At 52.6% G+C, this 22,794-nt stretch carries 20 protein-coding genes and 2 tRNA genes; 7 read left to right on the forward strand and 15 right to left on the reverse strand.

The window, feature by feature from the left end; genetic code table 11:
* Nucleotides 1-14 precede the first annotated feature (14 nt).
* From ACO064_RS29370 to ACO064_RS29410, 9 genes are all read right to left on the reverse strand, one after another.
* Nucleotides 15-797, reverse strand: coding sequence for a M15 family metallopeptidase (locus ACO064_RS29370; RefSeq protein WP_421830741.1), 783 nt, complete (start codon nucleotides 795-797; stop codon nucleotides 15-17).
* A gap of 390 nt (nucleotides 798-1,187) precedes the next feature.
* Entirely contained in the window at nucleotides 1,188-2,084 is an 897-nt protein-coding gene (locus ACO064_RS29375) for a hypothetical protein (RefSeq protein ID WP_421830742.1), read from the reverse strand.
* A gap of 458 nt (nucleotides 2,085-2,542) precedes the next feature.
* A tRNA-Ser gene (locus ACO064_RS29380) sits at nucleotides 2,543-2,630 on the reverse strand.
* Between the two features lie 61 nt (nucleotides 2,631-2,691).
* Nucleotides 2,692-3,759: an asparaginase gene (locus tag ACO064_RS29385; protein ID WP_421830743.1), complete on the reverse strand. Its 1,068-nt coding sequence runs from the start codon at nucleotides 3,757-3,759 to the stop codon at nucleotides 2,692-2,694.
* A gap of 1 nt (nucleotide 3,760) precedes the next feature.
* A complete protein-coding gene (locus tag ACO064_RS29390; RefSeq protein ID WP_421830744.1) occupies nucleotides 3,761-4,540 on the reverse strand; it encodes a TatD family hydrolase in 780 nt (259 codons plus the stop codon).
* Nucleotides 4,537-5,529, reverse strand: a complete 993-nt coding sequence (locus ACO064_RS29395; protein ID WP_421830745.1) for a glycosyltransferase — start codon at nucleotides 5,527-5,529, stop codon at nucleotides 4,537-4,539. Before ACO064_RS29395 ends, ACO064_RS29390 begins: the two co-directional genes overlap by 4 nt.
* Nucleotides 5,526-6,173: a polysaccharide deacetylase family protein gene (locus ACO064_RS29400; protein ID WP_421830746.1), complete on the reverse strand. Its 648-nt coding sequence runs from the start codon at nucleotides 6,171-6,173 to the stop codon at nucleotides 5,526-5,528. The genes ACO064_RS29395 and ACO064_RS29400 overlap by 4 nt, the downstream gene beginning before the upstream one ends.
* A gap of 33 nt (nucleotides 6,174-6,206) precedes the next feature.
* Nucleotides 6,207-7,340 carry a glycosyltransferase gene (locus tag ACO064_RS29405; protein WP_421830747.1) on the reverse strand — a complete coding sequence of 378 codons (1,134 nt, stop codon included), beginning with the start codon at nucleotides 7,338-7,340 and terminating at the stop codon, nucleotides 6,207-6,209.
* Nucleotides 7,341-7,346: 6 nt separating this feature from the next.
* A complete protein-coding gene (locus ACO064_RS29410; RefSeq protein WP_421830748.1) occupies nucleotides 7,347-8,333 on the reverse strand; it encodes a lysylphosphatidylglycerol synthase transmembrane domain-containing protein in 987 nt (328 codons plus the stop codon).
* A 32-nt stretch (nucleotides 8,334-8,365) separates the two neighbouring features.
* Here ACO064_RS29410 and ruvC point away from each other — a divergent pair, with 32 nt between their 5' ends.
* The 3 genes from ruvC (at nucleotide 8,366) to ACO064_RS29425 (ending at nucleotide 9,626) form a co-directional block, all read left to right on the forward strand.
* On the forward strand, nucleotides 8,366-8,965 hold the full coding sequence (gene ruvC / locus ACO064_RS29415; RefSeq protein ID WP_421830749.1) for a crossover junction endodeoxyribonuclease RuvC: 600 nt from the start codon (nucleotides 8,366-8,368) through the stop codon (nucleotides 8,963-8,965).
* A gap of 162 nt (nucleotides 8,966-9,127) precedes the next feature.
* Nucleotides 9,128-9,328, forward strand: coding sequence for a hypothetical protein (locus ACO064_RS29420; protein WP_150874911.1), 201 nt, complete (start codon nucleotides 9,128-9,130; stop codon nucleotides 9,326-9,328).
* A gap of 4 nt (nucleotides 9,329-9,332) precedes the next feature.
* On the forward strand, nucleotides 9,333-9,626 hold the full coding sequence (locus ACO064_RS29425) for a PAAR domain-containing protein (RefSeq protein WP_421830750.1): 294 nt from the start codon (nucleotides 9,333-9,335) through the stop codon (nucleotides 9,624-9,626).
* 120 nt (nucleotides 9,627-9,746) lie between these two features.
* Here ACO064_RS29425 and ACO064_RS29430 read toward each other — a convergent pair whose 3' ends face one another.
* Nucleotides 9,747-11,810 carry a thioredoxin domain-containing protein gene (locus ACO064_RS29430; RefSeq protein WP_421830751.1) on the reverse strand — a complete coding sequence of 688 codons (2,064 nt, stop codon included), beginning with the start codon at nucleotides 11,808-11,810 and terminating at the stop codon, nucleotides 9,747-9,749.
* Nucleotides 11,811-11,976: 166 nt separating this feature from the next.
* Between ACO064_RS29430 and ACO064_RS29435 the strand changes: the two genes are divergently transcribed.
* The 4 genes from ACO064_RS29435 (at nucleotide 11,977) to ACO064_RS29450 (ending at nucleotide 15,064) form a co-directional block, all read left to right on the forward strand.
* Nucleotides 11,977-12,762: a glycerophosphodiester phosphodiesterase gene (locus tag ACO064_RS29435; RefSeq protein WP_421830752.1), complete on the forward strand. Its 786-nt coding sequence runs from the start codon at nucleotides 11,977-11,979 to the stop codon at nucleotides 12,760-12,762.
* 10 nt (nucleotides 12,763-12,772) lie between these two features.
* Nucleotides 12,773-13,564 carry a glycoside hydrolase family 16 protein gene (locus ACO064_RS29440; RefSeq protein ID WP_421830753.1) on the forward strand — a complete coding sequence of 264 codons (792 nt, stop codon included), beginning with the start codon at nucleotides 12,773-12,775 and terminating at the stop codon, nucleotides 13,562-13,564.
* Between the two features lie 83 nt (nucleotides 13,565-13,647).
* Nucleotides 13,648-14,967, forward strand: coding sequence for an MFS transporter (locus ACO064_RS29445; protein ID WP_421830754.1), 1,320 nt, complete (start codon nucleotides 13,648-13,650; stop codon nucleotides 14,965-14,967).
* 22 nt (nucleotides 14,968-14,989) lie between these two features.
* Nucleotides 14,990-15,064, forward strand: a tRNA-Val gene (locus ACO064_RS29450).
* 13 nt (nucleotides 15,065-15,077) lie between these two features.
* Here ACO064_RS29450 and ACO064_RS29455 read toward each other — a convergent pair.
* The 5 genes from ACO064_RS29455 to ACO064_RS29475 form a co-directional block, all read right to left on the reverse strand.
* Nucleotides 15,078-16,118 carry a hypothetical protein gene (locus ACO064_RS29455; RefSeq protein ID WP_421830755.1) on the reverse strand — a complete coding sequence of 347 codons (1,041 nt, stop codon included), beginning with the start codon at nucleotides 16,116-16,118 and terminating at the stop codon, nucleotides 15,078-15,080.
* 10 nt (nucleotides 16,119-16,128) lie between these two features.
* Entirely contained in the window at nucleotides 16,129-18,855 is a 2,727-nt protein-coding gene (locus tag ACO064_RS29460) for a hypothetical protein (protein WP_421830756.1), read from the reverse strand.
* 180 nt (nucleotides 18,856-19,035) lie between these two features.
* The gene (locus tag ACO064_RS29465) at nucleotides 19,036-19,809 is read right to left on the reverse strand and encodes a glycosyltransferase family 2 protein (protein ID WP_114410000.1); all 774 of its coding nucleotides are present in this window, start codon (nucleotides 19,807-19,809) and stop codon (nucleotides 19,036-19,038) included.
* 162 nt (nucleotides 19,810-19,971) lie between these two features.
* Complete coding sequence (locus tag ACO064_RS29470) at nucleotides 19,972-21,114, reverse strand: acyltransferase family protein (protein ID WP_421830757.1); 1,143 nt, start codon at nucleotides 21,112-21,114, stop codon at nucleotides 19,972-19,974.
* A gap of 3 nt (nucleotides 21,115-21,117) precedes the next feature.
* Nucleotides 21,118-22,794, reverse strand: coding sequence for a hypothetical protein (locus ACO064_RS29475; RefSeq protein ID WP_421830758.1), 1,677 nt, complete (start codon nucleotides 22,792-22,794; stop codon nucleotides 21,118-21,120).

The following is a 22,794-nucleotide window of genomic DNA, read 5'->3' on the forward strand; positions in this document are numbered from 1 at the left end:
TGGCGTCTTGGACACTACTTCAACTGGGCCACTTCAAAGTGCATGCCGTCGAGCCGGGTGAAGTGGCCGCCCCAGTAAAAACCGTGTTTGTTGGCAATCGGCACCAGTTCGCGTACACTGCCTTTTTTGCCGACGAGCGCGGGCATGGTCGACAGCATGTTCTGGGGCACATTGATATCGAAAGCCGTACCGAAAGCGTGGTTGCTCAACTCGGTGCGGCTGCCCCGGACAAAGCGGGGGACGAACGACCCGGCGTAGCTCAACACCAGATCGAGCAGGCCCGCATCCTCCCATTCGGCCCACATCGACACCAGTTGGGGAGTAGCCAGATGATGGAATTGGATGGTGCCACTGGCAGGAGCACCGGTCTTTCCGATCAATTGCGGAATGGTCACTTTGACAATGTTTTTGGATTCCCAGTCGTCCAGGATCTTGATGTTTTCGGGGTTTCCGGGAATGGGCGCAGCCGCGAATTTAAACTTCCCGAATAATGCCTGACGGGCGGTTATGCCAACCAGTGGGGAGAAATCGGGTTTCAGAGGCCAGTTGGGTCCTTCTTTGGCCGGGTCGGGGTTGGTCAAAACCGGGAAGCCCAGTTGCATGGCAACACCAACGGTTTTGTTGCCCACAACGCCGTCATCCAGCAGGTTATTTTTCTTTTGAAAGGCAACCGTCGCTTCGTGCGTCCGCAGGCCAAATTTGCCATCGGCCACACCGGGTTCAAAACCCTGCCCGATCAGGAATAATTGCCATTTTTTTACGTCGGCTCCTTTGCTGTTTTGCTTGAGAACTTGCATGGTTTCAATGCGTTGGAAAAAGAAGAATACGGTTCACCAATGGAATTCCATACCCGTAGAGAATGGCCCCGGTGTAAACGTGCATGATCAGGAATATCGTACTGAAAAAGGAATGAAATAAAAAATAACGTTGAGTAATCGTAGCTTTTTTAAAAGAAATGAATGGATCAACAGTATGCGTAACTAAAATGGGCAACAGTAGGGAATCTGTAATGAACCGGTATCAAATTATTACTTTTAATTGCGGTAATTTAAACGGGTAATCACAAAACAAGAATTGGGTTTGTACTTCGTAATGCCTGAGCGATTGATGACATGACTAAACGTACAAAAACTTTTTAAAGGATTATGCCTTGTATTTAGCAAACGGTAAAAGCAAATTTTTCGCTTTTACTTTAATCCGTCGATTACCGCTGTTTCCACCCAAAAAATATCTCCATCCCGGGAAAAGAACAGGTATTTGCCATCACGGGTTAGGAAAGGGCAAAACTCATAGGCATTGGTATTGATCACAGAACCCATGTTTTTGGCTTGTTGCCATTCGCCGGTTTTGCTTTTGAAGCTGATGTATAAATCGCCCTTTCCAAAACCGTCCGGGCGCTCGGCGCAGAAAATGACGTACTGCTCATCCGGTGACACGAAAACATCAGCTTCGTAATGGGCTGTATTGACAGCAGGAGGTAAGGGTTGGGAAGTCTGAAATTTCCCCCTGGCAAACCGGGAAAACCGGATGTCATAATTCTGATCCGTCGACGCATCGGTGCCGCCATTCGACGAAAAATACATCGTACCCGCTTTCGTGAAGGACATGTAATACTCATTCTTGCTGGTGTTGATGCCGGGGCCGGCATTCACCGGCACAGTCGACCAACCGTCTTTTTTTCGTTCAAGATACCAGATGTCGAAGTCCTTCTTTTCGCCCTGCCCGTCGACCGCCCGATCCGAAATAAAATACAATCGCTTTTGATCCGGCGACAGGAATGGATCATTGTACTCGTATCGATCGCTGCCAATGACGGTTTTTGGCGCGGTCCAGGACTTGTTTTCAAATCGTATGCACCGAATCTGGGGTTTTTTATTGATGATCACCGCGTAGTAAAACTCCTTTCCGTCGCTCGAAAAAACCGAACCGTATTCGTAATGATCTTTTAAGGAAACCACATCCGGAGCAAATACGCCGGGTATCTTGCCCGGCGGTTTTTGATTCAGATAGAGTGCAGGTGTTTGCGCGCGTAACGAACCGTAGCAAATGAGTAGCAGAGCAATTACAGTCTGAAAGCAATGCATCAGAGATTTGGAGTTTAGTGAAACTGATCTCAATAAATAGAATGATAGCGAAAATTATACCAGATAGTAAGTGGTTAAACTACAATAAATTGCTGAAATTCTAATGGGATAGATGGGTGCGGTATCACACATTTTGTGCGGCATTGAACGGACGTTGTGGGTCGTAAATACGATATGATATACCAACAAAAAAGTCATTGCCTAACCAGACAATGACTTTCCAATTCATTAACCTAATGTATAGGTTAAAAGTACGCGTACCTCTTTATAGAAGCTGTTCCATTTGGGAACGATCCTGTCAATTTTGGGAGAGAAATAGAACCGCCAACCAAAGCCTGCCAGAGTCAGATTTGCAAAATTACAGAGGACATACCCGAATGGATAGCCAAACAATCCGGCCACAAATTCAGGTGGTCTTAAAATAAAATAACCCACTCAGAATGAGTGGGTTATTTTCGCAGAGAGAGCGGGATTCGAACCCGCGATACGCTTTAGACGTATACACACTTTCCAGGCGTGCTCCTTCAACCACTCGGACATCTCTCTGGGTCGAAACGGGATGCAAAGATGCGGTTTATTCCTGAAACTTACAACCCGTTTTTGGTCCTTACAGACTCATTTCTCCACAAATCGGCGTAACCAGGCGTTTTTTCAGCCGGTCCTGATCCGGTTCGTTGGCGAGCAGGAACATCAATTTGGTGATGGCCGCTTCGACAGTGCTGTCGCTCCCGCTCAACACCCCGATGCGGTCCAGGGCTTTGCTGGTGTGGTAGCGCCCCTGCGTCACCCGGCCGCCGTCGCATTGGGAGACGTTGAAAATGACCAGACCGCGTTCGATGGCACTTTCCAGCGCATTCAGAAACCAGGTTTCCGTGGGAGCATTCCCGGAACCGTAACTTTCCAACACCAGCCCTTTCAAACCCGGAATGCCCAGAATAGCGCTGATAATCTGGTGGTTGATACCCGGGAAAAGCGGCAAAACGACTACGTGAGTGTCCATTTCCTCGTAAACTGTCAGTTTTGAATCCGGTACATACGGATGAATGAACGGTGCATTGTATTCGATGTTGACGCCGGCCATCGCCAGATACGGGTAGTTTTCGGAATGAAACGCGTTGAAATGCACACTTTCCTTTTTCTTGGCCCGATTGCCCCGCAGCAGTATCGAATTGAAGTAGATACAGACTTCCGGCACCATTGGCCGACCATTTTCCTGCGCAGCGGCAATTTCCATCGCCGTGATAAAATTTTCGCGCGCATCCGACCGGGCCACGCCAATGGGCAATTGCGCACCCGTCAGAATCACCGGTTTGTTCAGCCCTTCGAGCAAAAAGCTGAGGGCCGAGGCCGTGTAGGCCATCGTGTCCGTTCCGTGCAGGATGACAAAACTGTCGTAGGATTCGTAATTGTCCCGGATGATACGGGCCAGATGAATCCAGTTTCCCGGTTGCATGTTCGAAGAATCGATCAGTTCGCTCAGTACAATAACCGTTACTTCAAAATCGAGCCGCCGGATTTCGGGAACCCGATCCAGAATCTGCTCAAAATCGAACGGGACAAGCTGGTCATTTTCGCGGTCGTAAACCATGCCGAGTGTGCCGCCGGTGTAGATGACCAAAACCGAAGATCGGGACTGACCGGGCAAAACCGGGTTGATATGAATGGTGCGGTACATGTTAGCGAATCAAAAGCTGTTGGGCATTTTGGGTGGTTTGCGCATCGACCTGCGCCAGCGGAATCTGCTTCAAATCGGCGACCCGCTGGGCAATCAGCTTCAGATACGCCGGTTCGTTCCGTTTGCCCCGGTAAGGGACGGGAGCCAGATACGGAGCATCGGTTTCGAGCACCAGATGCGCCAGGTCGATATGGGGCAGCACCTGATCCAAACCGCCATTTTTGAAGGTCGAAACACCACCGATGCCCAATTTGAAACCCAGTTCAATGGCGCGGTGCGCTTCCTCCACGGTTCCGACGAAACAGTGGAAAATGCCGTTCAGGTTGGGCAGGGCCAGTTTTTCAATGAGGTCGGCGGCTTCGGCAAAGGCATTTCGACCACCGTTGGCGGCAGAACGGCTGTGAATGGAAATGGGTAAATTTCGCTGCGAGGCCCATTGCAACTGAACCGTAAAGGCTTCAAACTGGCGGTCGACGTGGGTCAGATCCCAATAAAAATCCAGCCCAATTTCGCCGATGGCAAAAAACGGATAGCGGTTCAGCCAGCTTTCGACGGTCGCCAGTTCGTCTTCGACGGTTTCGTTGACGTAGCAGGGGTGAAGCCCCATCATCGGCAGACAGTGGTCGGGAAACCGCCCGGCCAGTACCATCATGGCGTCGATGGTTTCGGTGGCGCAGTTGGGCATCCAGATTTGGGAAACGCCCTGGGCTTCAGCCGCCGACAGCATGGCTTCCTTGTCGTCAAACTGCAAATCGTAAATATGGGCGTGGGTGTCGATCATGAATACGTTCGGCCTTTCCAGACCAGCTTCGTGGGTAACCAATAATAAATGAGTGAAATAAAATAGCCGATGTGCAGGTAAAACTCGAACCCGATCAAATACGGTAACAGGTCCCACCGGCGAAACCGGTTTAGAATCCAGAGCAACTGGGCCGTCTGGGTAACAAACTTAATCAGCCAGATCGTTGCCGCTGCGGTCGGAAACCAGAACGCCAGAACGATCAGCAGGGGATAAAAAAGCAGTTGCAGAACAAAAAGGATGATGAAATACGGCGGTAACTGCAAGGCCCCGACCATCCAGCGTTTACGTTGATGCAACCAACTTTGCCAGTTTGGTAACGGCAATGTGGTTGCCAGGACTTCCCGGTTGAAGAGGTGGCCAAAAGAAAAACCGCGCTGCACGATTTCGGTAAACAGTTGGTAATCTTCGACCACCGAAAAGGGCAGATTTTCATACCCGCCCACGGCATCGTAGGCCGTTCGGCGCACCGCCATGTTGTTGCCCATTGCCGTCACCGGAATGTTCAGGTCGGTTAATTGCTTGATCAGGTATTGTCCGTAAAACCAGTCGACGGCCTGTAGTTTCTGAAAAACCGTTTGTCCGATAATCTGCGTACAGCCCGTCAAAATCCCGATTCGTTCCTGTTCAAACGGTTTTAGCATCCCGGAAAGCCAGTCGGGCGACACTGCGCAATCGGCGTCGGTAAACAGCAGAATCCGCCCCTGCGCGTGCTGGGCTAACTGCGCCAGTACATTGGCTTTTCCGGCCTGTTTCCCCATTTTTTGCGTGATGGTGATAAGCCGGTAGTTCGGTTTATTGCGAAAAAAATCGGCCACCAGTTCCCCGGTTTGGTCTTCTGACTGGTCATTGCCAATCAGCACTTCGTAGCGATCCGGCGGATACCGAAGTTGCCCGACGGCCTGAAGACAGCGGAGAATCGTGTCCTCCTCATTGCGGGCGGCAATCAGAATGCTGGCGTCGATGTTCACGCTACCGAAGTCCTGAAACCGGACGTTTGGGGCAAACCGTCAAAGCGATACCCGCGTTCTGAAAAATGGGACAGGACCCGCGGCAGGGCGTAACTCATGCGGGGCCAGGCTTTCAGGCTGTCGTGAAACAGGATGATGGAACCAGGTTCGGTGTATTTCAGCGTTTTCTGCAACACCACTTCCGGCTGCAGCGACAGCGAAAAATCGCCCGTCAGCACATCCCACATGATGACATCATGCGTTTTGAGGACTTCGTTGCCTTGGCTGCGTTTCATGCGGCCATAGGGCGGACGAAAAAGCCGGGTCGGCAGGTCCAACTGCTGTTGACACTGCCGAACGTTTTCCAGATACGGCTCGTCCTCGGTTTTCCAGCCATTCAAATGGTTAAAGGTATGATTGCCAATGGAATGGCCTGCCTGGTGTACCTGCTGAAAAATGCCGGGATGCTTTTTAACGTTGTCGCCAATGCAGAAAAACGTCGCTTTGGCCTGGTGGTTTTGCAGCGTTTCCAGCACAAATTCGGTGACATCCGGGATGGGGCCGTCATCAAACGTCAGGTAAATCACCTTCTCCTGAGTCGGAACGCGCCACTCAAACCGGGGGTAGAAGGCCCGAAGCAGGAAATTTGTTTTATGTAAAAACATAGAATCAGTTCGCTGATGCGGTTTTTGGTGGGACTATCGCAACGTCCGGTCTTTCCAGCGGAATCCCTTTTGCTGAGCCGCCAGCCCGAAAAAAACCACGTACAACGGATATACCAGTTGCGTGACCGGAATCCAGAAAAGCACCGGCTTTTTTTTCAGGAATACCAAAACGGAGCCCAAAAATAGCCACTCCGGCACAGCTTTCAAGGCTACGATGCCGATTAGTTGAATCGCCGACAGATTCCCGAACCCATACGCGAGCAGAGTGACAGGCAGCGCGAGGTTACTGGTAAAGATAAAAACCGCTAAAATCGACGGTAGCACACTCTGGTACGCGCGCCATTTGCTGGCCCACCGCTTCCGCTGGTGGTAGAACGCTTCCAGCGTCGGTTGCGGAGCGGTGTGGACAATCGCATCCGGACTCTTCAGGAATTTCACGCCCGCAGGATAGCGACTGGCAATCTTGTGCATGAGCAGTTCATCGTCGCCGGAAGCCACATGGTCGATGCCGTCAAAACCGTCTACGGCTTCAAAAGCCCGTTTTTCGTAAGTCAGATTGGCGCCGTTACACATCGTCGGAAAGCCCAGGGCCATCGTGCAGGCCCCCGCACCGATGAGGCTGCTGCTTTCGACGGTTTGCAGGTTGCCAAAAGCAGAATGGTCGGTGTTGAAACTGATGGGGCCACTGATGAGTTGGGCGCCGGTTTGCTGGTAAAAAGACGCAATCGTTTCGAGCCACTTTGGTCCCACGCGGCAGTCGCCGTCGGTCGTTACGATCAGGTCGCCGGTGGCCATTGCTATGCTTTGCCGGATCGCCCGTTTCTTCGGCGAGGTGGTCGGTTCGTTGGCCAGCGGCAACGGGCGGAGATTGTAAGGCATCTGTCCAACCAGCGACTGGGTGATTTTCAGTGTGTTATCCGTTGACGAGTCGTCCGCGACAATGACTTCAAAACCGTCGGGAGCAAAAGTCTGGTTTTGCAAATCACGAAGCAGGAGGGGCAAGGTATGTTCTTCGTTGCGAACCGGAATGATGACGCTGATTCGGGGCGAACTGGCATTTTGGGACGTTGCAGGAACTGTAAACACGGTCATTCGCCACCAGGTTACGGCCAGAATTAGCGTGAAGAAAGCGTAACTGATGGAGATTACCAGAAGAATAGAAAACATGGTCGGTCAGTTCGTTGAAAGCTTTAGTTTCCAGACCCAGAACAGCCCGACCAACACCGGAGCCAGAATATTGAACAACCAGAGCGTGAGCGTCGCCGACAGAATTTGCGGAGCCGGAACCTGCCATTGGCCGAACACCCACATGGACGTGGCTTCCCGAACGCCCAGATCGCTGAGCAGGTTAAAAGCCGGAATAATCGTTTTTCCCAGATACACCAGCCCGATTCCCGTGGCAGTTTCCCGAAGCGGTAACTGAATGCCGAATATGAGCAGGGCAAAATAAAATTGCAGCGAAAACGTCAGGTAGCGGAGCGAGGCCGCACCGAAAGCCAGAACCAGTTCCGTCGTCGTATAATAGGAAGCGACCGACCAGTATTTCTCCCAGCGTTGCAGCCATCGGAACGGCACATGAATCAGTCGGTGCCGCTGCCAGGCCGCCAAAACCGCCAGCCCCATCGTCAGCACCAGCAGCCAGAACAGCACGCCCTGCGCCACGGGCCAGGCTTCCGTTTCGAATTGAAGCTGGACGAAGAGGGCGATGGTTCCGAAAAAGACGGCGGCCAGAAACTGCATTCCGCCCGAAACGAGGGCCGCACCGATGCCCTGCCAGCGTTGGTCGGAGCGGAGCGAAAGCAGTCGGCCGGCGGTGTCGCCCAGTTGGGCGGGCAGGGCAAACCCCATCGCCAGACCGGCCAGTACGCCCTGGGTCGCTTCTTTCAACGAAATGGGTTCGACCCGTTGCACCAGGATTTTCCATTTCAGGGCTTCGAGCAGCCAGTTGGCGGGCGTGAGCAATAGCAACAGCAGGGCCGGTAGGCTGAGCCAGTTGGCGGTTTTCCAGTAGGTGAAGACGGATTGCAGGTCGTGTTGCTGGCGATTCAGCGTAATGCCGATGTAACTGACGATCAGGGTAAGAATGCCGATTTTCGACCAAAAAACGATTTTTTTGGTCCTGGAATACGTTCTTTGAGGGACGAACCCGTTACTTTGCATAGTTAAGTTGCTAAAACTCCGTACGACCTTCCATGCCCATACCACTTGCTGCTACCGAACTTGAAGCGTACGACAAAATTATTCTGGGGGTCGATCCCGGAACGCAGATTGCGGGTTATGGCGTCATCCGAATCCAGAAAGATCAGATGAGTATGTTGCAATACGGCGTCATTCACCTGAGCAAATATAGCACCCACGAACTGAAATTGAAGAAACTCTTTGATCGGATGATTCAACTGATCGAGGAACATCTGCCCGATGAAATGGCGATTGAAGATCCCTTTTTCGGAAAAAACGTTCAGGCGATGCTGAAACTGGGGCGGGCGCAGGGCGTGGCCATGGCCGCTGCGCTGTCACGCGGCATTCCGATTGTAGAATATTCCCCCCGAAAGGTGAAGCAGTCGGTGACGGGCAACGGCAATGCATCCAAGGAGCAGGTCTCTCACATGGTGGGGCATCTGTTGCAGGCCGAACTGAACCCCGAGTTTTTCGATGCGACCGATGCGCTGGCGATTGCGATTTGCCACCATTTTCACAAAAATGCGCTGCCGGGAACCAAGTCAACGGGTAAGAAGTCGAAAAAAGGAGCCTGGTCGGCTTTCGCCAGCGAAAACCCCGGCCGCATTTCCTGAAAGCGTAAAAAAGGTACTTTTCACTTCGCAAAACAGGGGAAACTACGCACTATTCTTCCGGAACAACCGTGTACTTTTGGGTATTGAAACGAATTGTCCGCTCTCCACCGGTTTTGATCCTGATCTTTCAGGGAAGGGGAGGAAAAAGTTGACCTGATACTGATGAAAAAGCTATTTAGAAATCGATTGATGTTGGCCGGTTTTTACCTGCTGGTTGGACTGGGTCTCACCACCCTGGGCCGGGAACAGGTGCGTTCTAAAAATCTGGGCGTCATCAACTCCAAAACCATCTTTAGCCACAAAAAAGGCGCTGCCAGCCCCAGTGGTGTATACATGGTTCTCAAATTGATCAAAGTGATTTAATCAAATGGGATTGCCAGCCGCCCGGGTCGGAGATCTGCACGTTTGCCCGATGGTAACGGGCACCGTTCCCCACGTGGGTGGCCCCATTCTGCCGCCCGGTCAGGCCGTCGTTCTGATTGGCGGGCAGCCCGCAGCCTGTGTCGGTGATTTGTGTACCTGCACAGGCCCTCCGGATTCCATCATCAAAGGATCGGCAACGGTTTTGATTGCCGGAAAACCAGCCGCCCGCGTAGGCGATACGACGGCCCACGGCGGTTCCATCGTGCTCGGTCTCCCCACCGTTTTGATTGGCGGTTAAAACGCTTCCCAATTCGTTTTCATTAGGACGCTTGTTGCCCCGTTCTCCTAAAGGGGACTTTCAAATCCGGATGTTAAAGCCTCCTTTAGGGGAACGGGGCAACAAGCGAAAGTCCAGTTATTAATTTTCCAAACTGCTAAATGCAGCCTCCACACTCGTTACCGGCAATTGACAACTGCGGTTGTAACAGACGTAAATAGCGGTTTTTCCATTTACCTCGGTCCGGTTTTCCAGCAGTGGGAGGTCACTTTCCGTCAGGGTTCCCGCCAGGATTTTGTTGGGGTAAAACCGCTGGTCGATTTCGCGACGGAACTGCTCCGCATCTGGCCCCACAATGGCCAGTTCGGCGGTTGGCTGCACCCGCATCGCGTAGAGCGCGGCCCAGTGGGTCAGGTAATCGGCATTTTGTTGCAGCAGGGGTTGCACCAGCCCCAGCATGGCCGTGAGCAGATCCGTGTAAGCCGGAGCGCCATCGACCGCGCGCTCCAGCAACAGGCTGAGGGCGTAGAGGTTATGGGCCATCATGGAGTTGGACGCCGGGATGACGTTATCGAAAACCTCCTTTTTTCGGGCAATCAACGGTTCTGCCGCCTGGTCGGTAAAAAAGAACAAGTGGTCTTCTTCGTCCCAGAAATGATCGAGGGTGTAGCGGGCGAGTCGGTCGGCTTCAAGCAGGTATTCTTCCTTGAATGTGGCCTGATAGAGTGCCAGAAAACCGTCGATGACGGCCGCGTAGTCTTCCAGATAAGCCACAATCGTAGCGACCCCGTCCTGTTCTCTCACCCCGGATTTGTAGCTGTGCCAGAGTTGACCGGTTTCCGGATGGGTCAGTTTTTTCAGAATAAACCGGGCGTTTCGTTCGGCCAGTTCCAGGAAGGAATCTTCTCCGAAAACCCGGTAGGCCGTCACCAGTCCTTTCAGCATCAGGCCGTTCCAGGAACACAGAATCTTGTCGTCTAAACCGGGTCGGACGCGCTGGTTCCGGACGGTCATCAATTTCTGGTGCGCGACGGAAAGTTTGTCGGCTAATTCCGACTGAGACCAGCCCTGCATCCGGGCAAAATCGTCGTCCGGCACCACGCGGTGCAGAATGTTTCGCCCGACGCCCGCGTGTTCTTCCCAGTTGCCTTCGGGTGCGATGTGGTACAATTCACTAAACCATCTGAAATCATCTTCCAGGATTTTCTGCAATTCGGCGGTTGTCCAGGTGTAGAACTTGCCTTCGACCCCTTCGCTGTCGGCATCCAGTGCCGAGTAAAAACCGCCTTCCGGACTGGTCAATTCCCGCTGGAGGAAGTCGATCGTCTGGAAAACCGTCTGGCGATACAAAGGGCTTTGGGTCAGGCTGTAGGCTTCGGAATACAGCGAAACCAACTGGCCGTTGTCATACAGCATTTTCTCGAAGTGGGGAGCAAACCACTGGTCATCAACGGAATACCGGGAAAATCCGCCCCCGATCTGGTCGTAAATACCGCCCAATGCCATGAAATCGAGTGTCCGGCGAATGTGGTTCAGAGCCTCTTCGTTTTTCGTAACGTGGTAATACCGCAGCAGAAAACCGTAGATGCTCGGCATCGGAAATTTGGGTGCCCGACGAGGTCCGCCTTTCACTGGGTCGAAGGATGACGCCAGTTTTTGATACATCGCTTCGAGCAATTCCTGCGTAAAGGCCGGGGCGGCATCGGTCAGGTAGTATTGTTCCGTTACGCTCATGTTCAGTTGTTTGGCAAAACCCTCGGCGGATTCGGCCAACTGATCCGGGTGTTCGGCAAATGCCGATCGCACACTGGTCAGCAGGTTTACCCACTGACGGGCCGGGAGATACGTCAGGCCGTAGAACGGTTTGGCGTCGGGCATCAGGAACACGTTCAGGGGCCAGCCGCCCTGCACCCCCATGGCCTGAACGGCATCCATGTAAATGGCATCGACATCGGGGCGCTCTTCCCGATCCACTTTGATGCACACAAAATTGTCGTTCATGACCGAGGCAACCGCTTCATTTTCAAAAGATTCCCGTTCCATGACGTGGCACCAGTGGCAGGCCGAATACCCAATGCTCACCAGAATCGGTTTGTTCTCCTGCTGCGCTTTCTGTAGTGCTTCGGGTCCCCAGGGAAACCAGTCGACCGGGTTGTGGGCGTGTTGCAGGAGATAAGGGCTACTTTCTTGGGCAAGTCGGTTCATGAACGGGGATGGCTCGGAAGCTGGTATGGTTGCCATTTTAACCGCGATCACCGGACTTAAGTTTAAACCGGCTCGGATTTTTGACGCTGGACGAAGGTGGTCAGAGAAAATAAATCAGTAACTTTATTGGTATGACGTCTTTTAGAAATGAGTATTTAATCATATTATGAATAGGTTTGTACTTTTTATAATCAGTTGTTTGCTGCTTGTTTCCTGTAATGCTAAAAAAGACCCGGTTACAACGCCGGTTTACGATACCAAAATCATTGCGCACCGGGGTGCCTGGAAAGTGATTGGCGCACCCCAGAACTCGATTGCCGCACTCCAGAAGGCAATACAACTGGGCTGTTGGGGAAGTGAATTTGATGTTCAGATGGCGGCTGACTCCGTTTTGTTCATCAACCATGATGCTAATTTTCAAGGTGTTGTACTCGAAACCAGCTCTTCTACCCAGCTTTCGGCATTGAAACTGAGTAATGGTGAGCCTCTACCCACACTCCAGGCGTACCTGGCTGAAGGGACGAAACAGGCTAAAACCCGGCTAGTTCTGGAAATCAAATCCTCGACGATTAGTAAAGACCGCTCCATCGCTACGGCCCGGAAAGTAGTGCAATTGGTAAAAAAAATGAATGCTCAGGTGCTGGTCGATTACATCAGTTTCGATTATGAAGTTTGCAAGACTCTGATCGTGTTAGATCCAGCAGCCCATGTAGCGTATTTGAACGGCGATAAAACGCCCGATGAGTTGGCCGCCGACCAGATAACGGGCCTGAATTATTATTTCGGCATTCTGATCCTGAAGCCTGACTGGATTCCTCAGGCCCACCAGAAAAACCTGACGGTCAATGTCTGGACGGTGAATGATCAACTTAATATGAAATGGTTCCTGGATCAAAAAGTCGATTTTATCACGACGGATGAACCCGAGCTTTTGCGGGAGCTACTCAACTAACTCAACTCGTATGAAGTATTTTTTCGGATTCGTGACCCTCTTTAGTTTAACCTTCATTGCCTGCAAACACGAGCCAGACCCCGAGCCAACCTACAAATTAGTCTGGTCGGATGAATTTGAATATACTGGTTTGCCCGATTCCACCCGCTGGACGTACGAAGTAGGTTTTATCAGAAACAGGGAAGCTCAATATTATCAACCGAAAAGGCTGGAAAATAGCAAGGTCGAAAACGGGCATTTAATCATCACGGCATTAAAGGATAATTTTCAGTCGCATCCGATCAGCTCCGCCAGTGTCATTTCGAAAGGAAAGCAGGATTTTATGTATGGAAAGGTGGAGGTTCGTGCCAAAATGCCGGACGGGAAAGGGGCCTGGCCGGCCATCTGGACACTGGGCAAAAACCGGGATGTTGTGGGCTGGCCGGCCTGTGGTGAAATCGATATCATGGAATGGCTCGGTTTTGCTCCGCAGTTCGTTTTCGGTAGCCTGCACAAAGCGGGAGCCGACGGAAAAGATGCGCCACTCATTAGTATTTCGCCCACAATAACCGATTTGTCTACCGCTTTTCATACCTACACGCTGGAATGGGACCGTGAGCAAATCCGGATTTTTGTCGATGAGTTCAACTATGCTATTTACAAGGCCAGTGATATGACGGCCGCCGAATGGCAGCAGTTTACAAAACCGCATTACCTGTTGTTGAACCTGGCTATAGGCGGCACGAGCGGGGGGACTATTGACGACACCAAATTTCCGTTTATTTTTACGGTCGATTACGTCCGGTATTACAAAAAGGAGTGAAGGAACGATGGCATGAAGAAGAGAGTGGCTTTCACCGCTTCCGATTCCCTGTAGAGCTTCATTCCATCATGGCTTCCTCTTTTATGAAAAACAACCCCCGTATTGTCAACGCCTGGTGTCTGTATGACTGGGCGAATTCCGTGCATTCGCTGGTCATCGTTTCCAGTATTTTTCCAGTCTACTTCAGCGCGACGGCCTTGAACGAAGCGGGTGGCAACGTCATTGATTTTCTGGGGTTTCCGGTAAAAAATTCGGTGTTGTTCTCTTACTCCGTTTCGGCTTCTTTCCTCCTGATTGCGCTCCTGAGCCCGTTTTCGTCCGCTCTGGCCGATTACAGCGGTCAGAAAAAGTCGTTCATGAAGTTCTTCTGCATTCTGGGTTCCATCAGTTGTGCGCTGCTGTATTTCTTCACGCAGGAGACGACGACCTTCGCGGTTTTTTGTTTTATCCTCAGTTTGGTTGGCTGGGGAGGCAGCATCGTTTTCTACAATTCGTACCTGCCCGAAATCGTAACCGAGGACCAGATCGACCGGGTCAGCGCGCGCGGTTTTACGATGGGCTACATCGGGAGTGTGCTGCTGATGGTGTTCAACCTGACCATGATTTTGTTTCCGCAGTGGTACGGCGGCCTGTCCAGCGCGATGGCTTCCCGGATTTCGTTCCTGACGGTGGGCATCTGGTGGTTCGGATTCGCCATGCTTTCATTCCGGTATTTGCCAAACGCCGAGCGCCGGATTCGCACCAAAACCTCGGGTAACTGGATTTTCAACGGTTTTCGGGAACTACAGAAAGTGTATGCGCAAGTGCAGACGCAAACGTTGCTGAAACGGTTTCTGCTGGCTTTTTTTATTTACAACATGGCCGTCCAGACGGTGATGTACATCGCTACAATCTTCGGTAGTGACGAATTGAAACTGCCCGCCCAAAGTCTGATCATCACCATTCTGCTTATTCAATTGATCGCCATTCCGGGAGCCATTCTGTTTGCCCGTCTGTCGGGGCGGTTTGGCAACATTTACGCGCTGATGATGGCCGTAACGGTCTGGATCGGCATTTGCGTCGGGGCGTATTACGTGATGAGCGAAAACCAGTTTTACGCGCTGGCCGTGGTGGTCGGCCTGGTAATGGGCGGTATTCAGGCCCTGTCGCGGGCGACTTACTCCAAACTCATCCCGGATGGAACGCAGGACACGGCTTCGTACTTCAGTTTTTACGACGTGACGGATAAATTGTCCATCGTGATCGGCACGCTCATGTACGGACTTATCGAGCAGATTACGGGGAGTATGCGCAACAGCGTTTTGGCCTTATTGGTGCTCTTTGTGGCCGGATTACTGCTGCTGTGGCGAATTCCTTCACAAAAAGTTTACCGCGTTCGTTTGGAAACCGAAGAAATCTCCTAATTTTGTGGCCTGAAATGACGACAGGATGTTAGCTCAGTTGGTTCAGAGCGCCGCCTTGACAGGGCGGAGGTCAGCGGTTCGAGCCCGCTACGTCCTACACACAAAGCTTATCACTTAACCGTGGTAAGCTTTTTTGTTACTTCCCGCATCCAGATTTCCCGACCGGCGCAATTCCAGTGCGCATCGCTGGTTTCATACAGCGGAACCGAACTGGCGGTATAAGGCGTGTAAACATCGATTGCGGGAATGGCCAGCCGGGGGCTTTGCTGAACACGTTCGATGAGGTGGTTATAGGGTAGCGGTCCCATGCCCGGTGCGTAAATGCTGGTTTTGTTGGGAATAACGGACAGAAACACCTGGTCAAAACCGGCTTTCCGGTACCGGTCGGCCACTACATTGATCGTATCGATATACCGGTTCAGGAGCGAATCGGGCAGGGGTCTGAACGATGAGTTCGTTAATGACGTGTCTGTATCGAGGTAATACAACAAATGCTTTCCATCCGGCGACAGGGTTGTTTTGGGATTCACGCGGCCGAACCAATCCAGCGTCAGCCAGGCTTTCAACTCCTTGAACCACAGCGCCCAGTCCGAAAAGAACAGGATGGTTTCCAGCCGGGCTTCGACGGCATCCCGCGAAAAAAACGTTTCCATTTCCTTCGTAATGCTTTGCCAGGTCATGCGGTTTTCGGACGTCGGTTCGGCTTGGGTCGTGTCCGGAACTACGGTCAGTTCGTCGATGTGTTTCCCAAACTGATCCCGGAAATGGCGCTCGACGGTTTCTATAATCAGGAGGTTGGTTTTGGTGGTATCCAACTGAACCCGGTGGTGCGTGTCCCATTTGGTGCGGTGAAAATATTCAATCGGGAAGTCGTTCCGCGTAACGCGCGGGGGTTCGGAAAAACTATCGCCGATGATGTACAAATGAATGGGTTTCCGCGGACCGTTGGCTGCGTAGGCGGGCGGACAGGGAATCTGTTCGGCTTTAAACTGGGGTAAATTTGCCATCCGGTAGAGATCACCAAAGCGGTAATCGTCGGGAATCAGTCCTTCTTTCTGGGCCGAATTCATGACATCCGAATGACAACTCCCGACGTATACGAGAATTCCAACGAGCAAAATCAAATACCGGGCAATCACGCCAATGTTCATAGACTCCTGCTTAACGCAACTTCACCGACCAGATCTGAACGGCTTTGTTGTCGGTACTGTAGACAAATAATTTATTGCGGGTGGCCGAAAACTGTAACTCCACCGGGAAATTCCCCGGAATGGGACGGTCTCCAACCGGACGACCCGCGAGGTCGTAAATTGTGGTAAAATTACCGGATTTTACGCTGATCAGATTGACACCAGAACCCAAAATGTGGTAGCGGATGGTTGTTTGCCCCGGTCGCAAGCCCCGTACTTCAAACAACGAATTGCCTTTTCGATCCAGAATGGCCGCTTCGGTGTCCGACGTCCGCAGCAACACATAGCCATTCTGATTTACTTCGGGCAAAAGCCGGAACGAACCCCGCCGGATGGGCCGGACCAGTTGATTCCGTTCCAGCACCCTTCCATCGGCCGAAATACTGAGCAGTTCACCTTGCCGCGTCAGGGTGGTGAGGGTGGTCGGCGTTCCGCCTTCCAGCCAGGCCGGTCCGGTTAGTTCCGCTTTCAAATCAAGTGGAAAACCGGGGGCAAAACCGCCATTTTCATTCCAGTAAAACAATTTACCGTCTTTCTGAACCGAAGCCACCGAAAGGGCCTGGTTGCGAATGGCTGCGTGAAAAGCCGACACGCCTTCCCCGGCGGCACTGTTCACCGGGAATTGCCGGATAAACTGCTTCCGCTGCCGGTCAAAGCCGTAGACACTGCCGTCTGCATGAAGCATCAGCAGAATCAGGGAGCGGTTTTGATCGCGCCGGGGGGCCATCATCGTCCGCGGGTCGAGTCCTTCCGGCAACGGGATGGATTGCAATTTGGCCAGCCCGTTCACCGGGTCCGCGAAATACAAGGAGCGGGCCGTTGCAAACGCGTATTGCAAACGCCCGTTGCTTAGGTAATCGACCGGCACCATCGGACTGATCACCGGGCCATTGACCGAACCCATCGGGTGTTTTTCCCCTTCGGGGGTAATGAGCAGAAATTGTTGGGACTGATCGACCGCCCAGATGGCTCCGGAACTGCCGACAAAATCGCCGATTACCATCGGCTGATTCAGCAGGGGTGCGTTGAGGGCAATTTTTCGCTGAAGAAAAATCCGGTTCAACACCGCTTCGCTGGCGCGACGGGTTGTGTGGCCCAGAATGAGTGTCGAATAAATCCGCTCCCGTCCGTAGGTACTTTGGTAGATCAGGTTTTCAACGTTGTCAAGCGCGGTTTCGTCGTGATTCAGCAACTGTTGCCAGGATTGCGGCCAGTTGGCCGTGACGGACTCCCCGGCCCGGCTGAAACGGGTGTAGGCCGTGAAGTTGGCGGGGCGAAGGGTCTGCGTCAGCAAATCCCGCTGGCGGTAGGACTCCGACCAAACCGTTCGCTGATCGACGGCTTGCAGGTACTCCTGCAAAACGCCCTGCCCGTTGGCAATCACGAGGTAATCGCCCACCTGGGCCAGCCAGTTTTGTTCGAAACCGCGAAATAAACCGCCGAACAGAAAAGCGGGCAGGTTGGGGGCTTCGATGGATGAAATCCGGTAGCGCAGGAACGGTTTGGAACTCGAAATCCGGTCGGTGCCGGAAGCCAGCAGAGCCGCAAGCTGGTAACGATCCCACAGTCGGTCGACATTGGGCGAGTGAATCAGCATCACCAGCCGCCGGTCGGCGCTGGGGGCATCCAGCCGAAGCAGCGCCATTTCGTTGCCGACGTATTTATAAATGCCGTTTTCTTCGTTCTGCAACAAAGGCCGGAGTTTCCGGCGACCTTCGCGGGTGTCGTCTTCGTCTTCCGAATTGATAAAAGCCGTGAGGGCTTTGCCGAAACGGGGGCCGTCGCTCAGGCTAAAATGAAAAAGGGTGGTCGTCTGGTCGGGGATAAGCGCAGCACAATTGATGCGGAAAGGCGTTTGCCGGTCGAAGAGATTGGCCAGTGCGCTCTTGGAACCGATGTCGTCCGTCGACAGTCCGATGAGGTGGGAGCGGGAAGCCGACTGTCGAAACCGGGTTAGCAACTCAGTGGGTAACAGGGCTTTGATGTATTTGGACTGGTAATCGGTGCTTTCTTCCCTGGGTGAAAGAATGGCCGACAACACCGAACTGCGTACGTAAATGCCCGCCAGATTGCCCGGCCGGATCAGCGACACATCGGCCCGTTGCAGGGGTGTTTCCGTAAACGGTTGTTTCATGCGCCGAACGACGCTTTCCATCAGAATTGTGGAAGGACTGCCGATCAGGTAATCATCCAGTACCACAAACGACCCCAGCGATTCGTTGCGGACGGTGAGCAGTTCGTGAATCCGGGTGTCTTCGTAGGGATGGCTGAGCACCCGAAACCGGTTGGCGTCGGGATTCAGGATGCGGTTGAAAAACGGTTGATCCTGCAGCGAACGAATGGGAATGTAAAAAATGAACCCCAGCCGGTCTTTTGACGTGGGGTGCAGCGAATACCAGATCGGTTTGTCGTTCAGAAACTGAATGGCGCTGGCGGTGTCGAGGGGTGCCCAGACGAATTTTTCGAGGCTGTGGGCGGCTTCCTGAAAAACCGGGGTGGTCTGCAGGGCCATCTCATTCAGCCGGGCCTGCTTAGATAGCGTATCCTGCAAAGTCGCACTCTCCAGAACCAGCAAGGCATCCGACGGAATCAGCATCCAGGTCGAACGGGCGGGTGCTTTCCACCAGCGGTACCCGAAGTAGCCGCCGAGAATCAGCGCCAAAATACCAATGCCAATCCAGAGCTGCTTTTTGGTCATGTAGGTGAGCTTGAGTGGTAGACCATTGACGATTGACCATTGACGATCGACGGCGGTCAGCGGTCAATCATCAGCGGCCAATCGTCAAAAATAAGACGCAGACCGGGCGGATTTTCGCAGATAAAATCTGTGAGTTCCGTTCAATCTGCGTCATCACGGCGCTTTTCCGGAAGGAAAAGCTTACAGTTTAACGGGCTGCTTCACATCCACGGCTTTCAGGGCTTTCACCTTCGCGCCCAGTTCCAGGCGGAATTCGGCCAGTTCCCGGAAGCTTTGCAAACAAACTTTGATCAGTTTCCAGCGTAGAATCGAAACCGTACCCGTCAGTCGTTCTTTGTGAACGATGGGAATGTCGAAGGTTTTCTGACCGGCTTTCCGCGCCATGACCGCCAGAAAAATATTGGGCGCAAAGGGCGTGGGGTCCGGCAGTTGTTCCAGCAATTTTTTCAGGTAAGCTCCATTGATGAGCCGGAACGGAATATTGCTGTCTTTGATGTAGGTTCCGTAAATCAGGAAAAGGCTGAACTTCAGAATCCGGGTGATGACCAGCCGGGCGGGGGCATCGAAACGAATCTGGCGGTAGCCCAGAATGAAATGAGACTCGTGGCGTTTGGCCCACAGTTTGGCAAAATCGTCGGTTACAAACTGGTCGTCGCTGTCGGTTTGGAATACGTACTCCGATCCCATGGCGACGGCGTGGCGGTATCCCCGAACGACGGCATTGCCGTGTCCGCCATTGGGTGTATGAACCACCTCCAGTTTAGTCGGATATTTGGGTTTCAACGAATCCAGAATGGCACCGGTGCGGTCTTTGGAACCGTCGTTGATCACAATCAGACGCGTATTTTCAGTGGGAAATTGCCGGGTGAGCAGATCGACCCAGGTCTCAACTACCTCGTGGATACACTCTTCCTCGTTGTAGGCCGGCATTACTATTGATAGGTGTAAACTCATTTGCTGGTAGCAGACTTATTAGTGGCCACGCTGATGAACCTGTTCGGTTTCTGTTCGTATGGCCGGTTGGACAATAATATAAAAGCAAAGATAGGGAAATCGGAAGTAGGAATTGTCCTACCCCCACACTTAGATTTATTCAACGGACTCGTTTCCGGAAAATCAATACGAAAAACGGTCTTTCAGGGCATTGAATGGTTTCTCGACCATATACCAGGAAACAGTGGCTAACAGTACCGTAATCCCGTAAAAAAACAGGAATTTAAGCGTCGTATCAGCTCCCGTATCGACCAGAAAGGGCAGTTCCCGCAGAACCCGGTTCCAGGCCCGAACGGTGATAAAATCGGGCGGTGTGTGGTAATAATTAAAAACCAAATTATGAAATAAGTACAATCCGTAACTGATGCGGCCGAGGTAGTTGCTCACCGGATGTTCCAGCACCCATTTGGCCAGACCACCGTAGCCCAAGACGCTTTTTCCGATGATGAAAAAGCAGAACAAGGAGGTGAAAAACCGGTCGAAAACGTCCGTATACACATTCCGCAGGGAGGAGGTCGTCGACATCAGATACACATTCAGGGCATACAAAGCCAGACTGACCAGCAGAAAACCCGTGTTGCCAACCAGTTTGTTGAACTGCTCCCGGCGAAAAACCATCAGGAAGGCCAGTACACCACCCAAGCCGAAGGCATCCAGACAGGCGGGCATGAAAACGAACTGCACCATCCAGGGCGCTCCGGTTGCGAAGAGGTATACCCGCAACAGAAAGGCCAGCCCCACCAGCGTTGCCAACACCACCGGCAACCGGCGAAGCGGCAGGAACAGCACCAGAAACGGGAAAAAGATGTAATACTGCTCTTCTACCGCCAGCGACCAGAGGTGATCCAGCGCGCCAAACCAGGTCTGGTGAATGATGATCCAGATGTTTTGCGTGTAGGTCATGAACCAGACGAAATTCTCCCGGGCGGCCTGAAAGCCAATGATCGCCAGAATAATGATGGTCAGGTAGTAAATGGGAAAAATTCGCAAACTACGCCGAATGAAAAACTGCCGCAACGAGTGCCCGTGCGACCGCTGAAGCCGGTCATCCGCCTGCTTGCTGTGAATCAGGATGCGGGTGATCAGAAAACCGCTCAGGACAAAAAACAGGTTGACGCCAAAATACCCCAGTGGCAGGCTGTTCTTTTCGCCCAGCCAGTGATCGATCATGACCAGTGTGACGGCCAGAAACCGCAGTCCGTCTAACTGAACGAGGTAAAGTTTCTCTTTCGATGGGGATTCGGTCGCTGGTGTCAAGAGGGACATGGGTTAATACGTGGTGGTGTGACGAAATAATACCGGACTCATTTCCAGCCGCAGCGAATCGTTGCGGTTGGTCAGCAGGGCCATTCGGTACGTACCCGGTCTGGTGGCTTCTTTCGGAACCTGCGCCAGAAACGCGGGGCTAAAATAGCCGGTTTTGCCGGATTGCAGGGCCGAGTCCGGCACCGAATAGGGGCGGAGCGGCCGCGCCGGGTAAATGTAACTGCTGTCGGCTCCCAGCAACACGATGTAGGAACCGTTTTCGGGTCGTTCCAGGGTGGGGTTCGCAGCTTCTTTTTTGAAAACCGTTAGGAAAAAATGCTCTTCATTGATCCGGTCGAAAGCTGCTGTGGTGTCCTTTGGGGCGGTTTGTACGGCATTCACATACGAATCAGAAAACGCATGGGGGTGATACACGGATTCAAAAGTCCGTTGTTCCCGGACCGGAGTTTGCAGCCGCCAGGTCAGATACGCCCCCACGGTTTTTCGACGCTGGTTGATGATGCCTTCCAGACATTGATAGTCCGCATACAGACTGATCGGAACAGTCACGACCAGAAAACCCGCCCACACAAACCGCAGCCAGTCCTGCTTCTGATACATCCAGAGGGCATAGAGGTAACAGATACTGATGAACAGCCCCGAATAAATTTTGTAGCGGCTCTGGAGCATGTATCCCGCCCCGCCGAACCCCACACGAGCATACACCGTCATGGCGTCCGTTGCCAGCAGAAACAGCAGACTGCCGCCGAAAAAAGCGGGCCAAAACCAGGGCATCGCCGAAATGGAACGGCGGTTGGTCAGAAAATACGTCAGCAAAAGCCGGATCAGTTGCCAGATTGCAAACCCGATGAACAGAACACCCACCAGAATGGTCACCCAGATCGGGTTGTCGTAGCCAATGGCGACCGGTTTGGGGTAGGGATAGGTGTCGACAAAACCGCCGACGAACACAAAAAAGGCTTTGATCCACTGCCCGAAACCGTAGAGGTAGGGCGAAGGAAAAAATGTGATCCGGTTGTAGCTGTAAAAGTAGATGACCACACACGCCAGACCAACTACCAGCCAGAGCGCTCCCCGGCGAAAAAGACGCTGCCCGAACAGCAGCATCGCACCGATCAGAAAGATGAGAAAACCGTTTCCGCTGGTGAAACTGGCGAGCGTGGCGACGCACAAAGCCGCCACAAAGGCCCGGCGCGATGGATAGGCGAGCAGATAAAAGGCGCCCAGTGCGAAAACCAGGATGTAAAAATTCTGAATGGAAGCCATCGCCCAGATCAGGTTCTCGTGCGATTGCAGCGTGAATAGCAGGAACGGAACCGGCAAAAAGTAATACAGTGGCAGGCGGGTTTTCCGGAAAACCGTATACAGCATTAACAGCAAAACCGCCAGTCCGCTGAATCCAACCAGCGTGAGGTTGTAGTAGTTGAGTTGTCCGGTGAGTTTGTAGTACAGAAAGAAAATGCTGCGGGTCCAGACGATCCGGTGTTCCCAGTGCTGGTCGAACAGGCGACTGAGTTTGCGGAGGGTTCCCGTGTCGCTTTTCAGGGAAATCAAATGCGTCTGAACCAGGTAATCATCCCAGTACGGAAGGTCGATGGCGTATTTTAAAACCGTTGCGCCAACCAGAAAAACCGGTGTCAGGAGTAAAAATAGCGTGATCGATTTACGGAATACCTGCAT

It is taken from the genome of Larkinella sp., assembly GCF_965227735.1.
Classification (GTDB): domain Bacteria; phylum Bacteroidota; class Bacteroidia; order Cytophagales; family Spirosomataceae; genus Larkinella.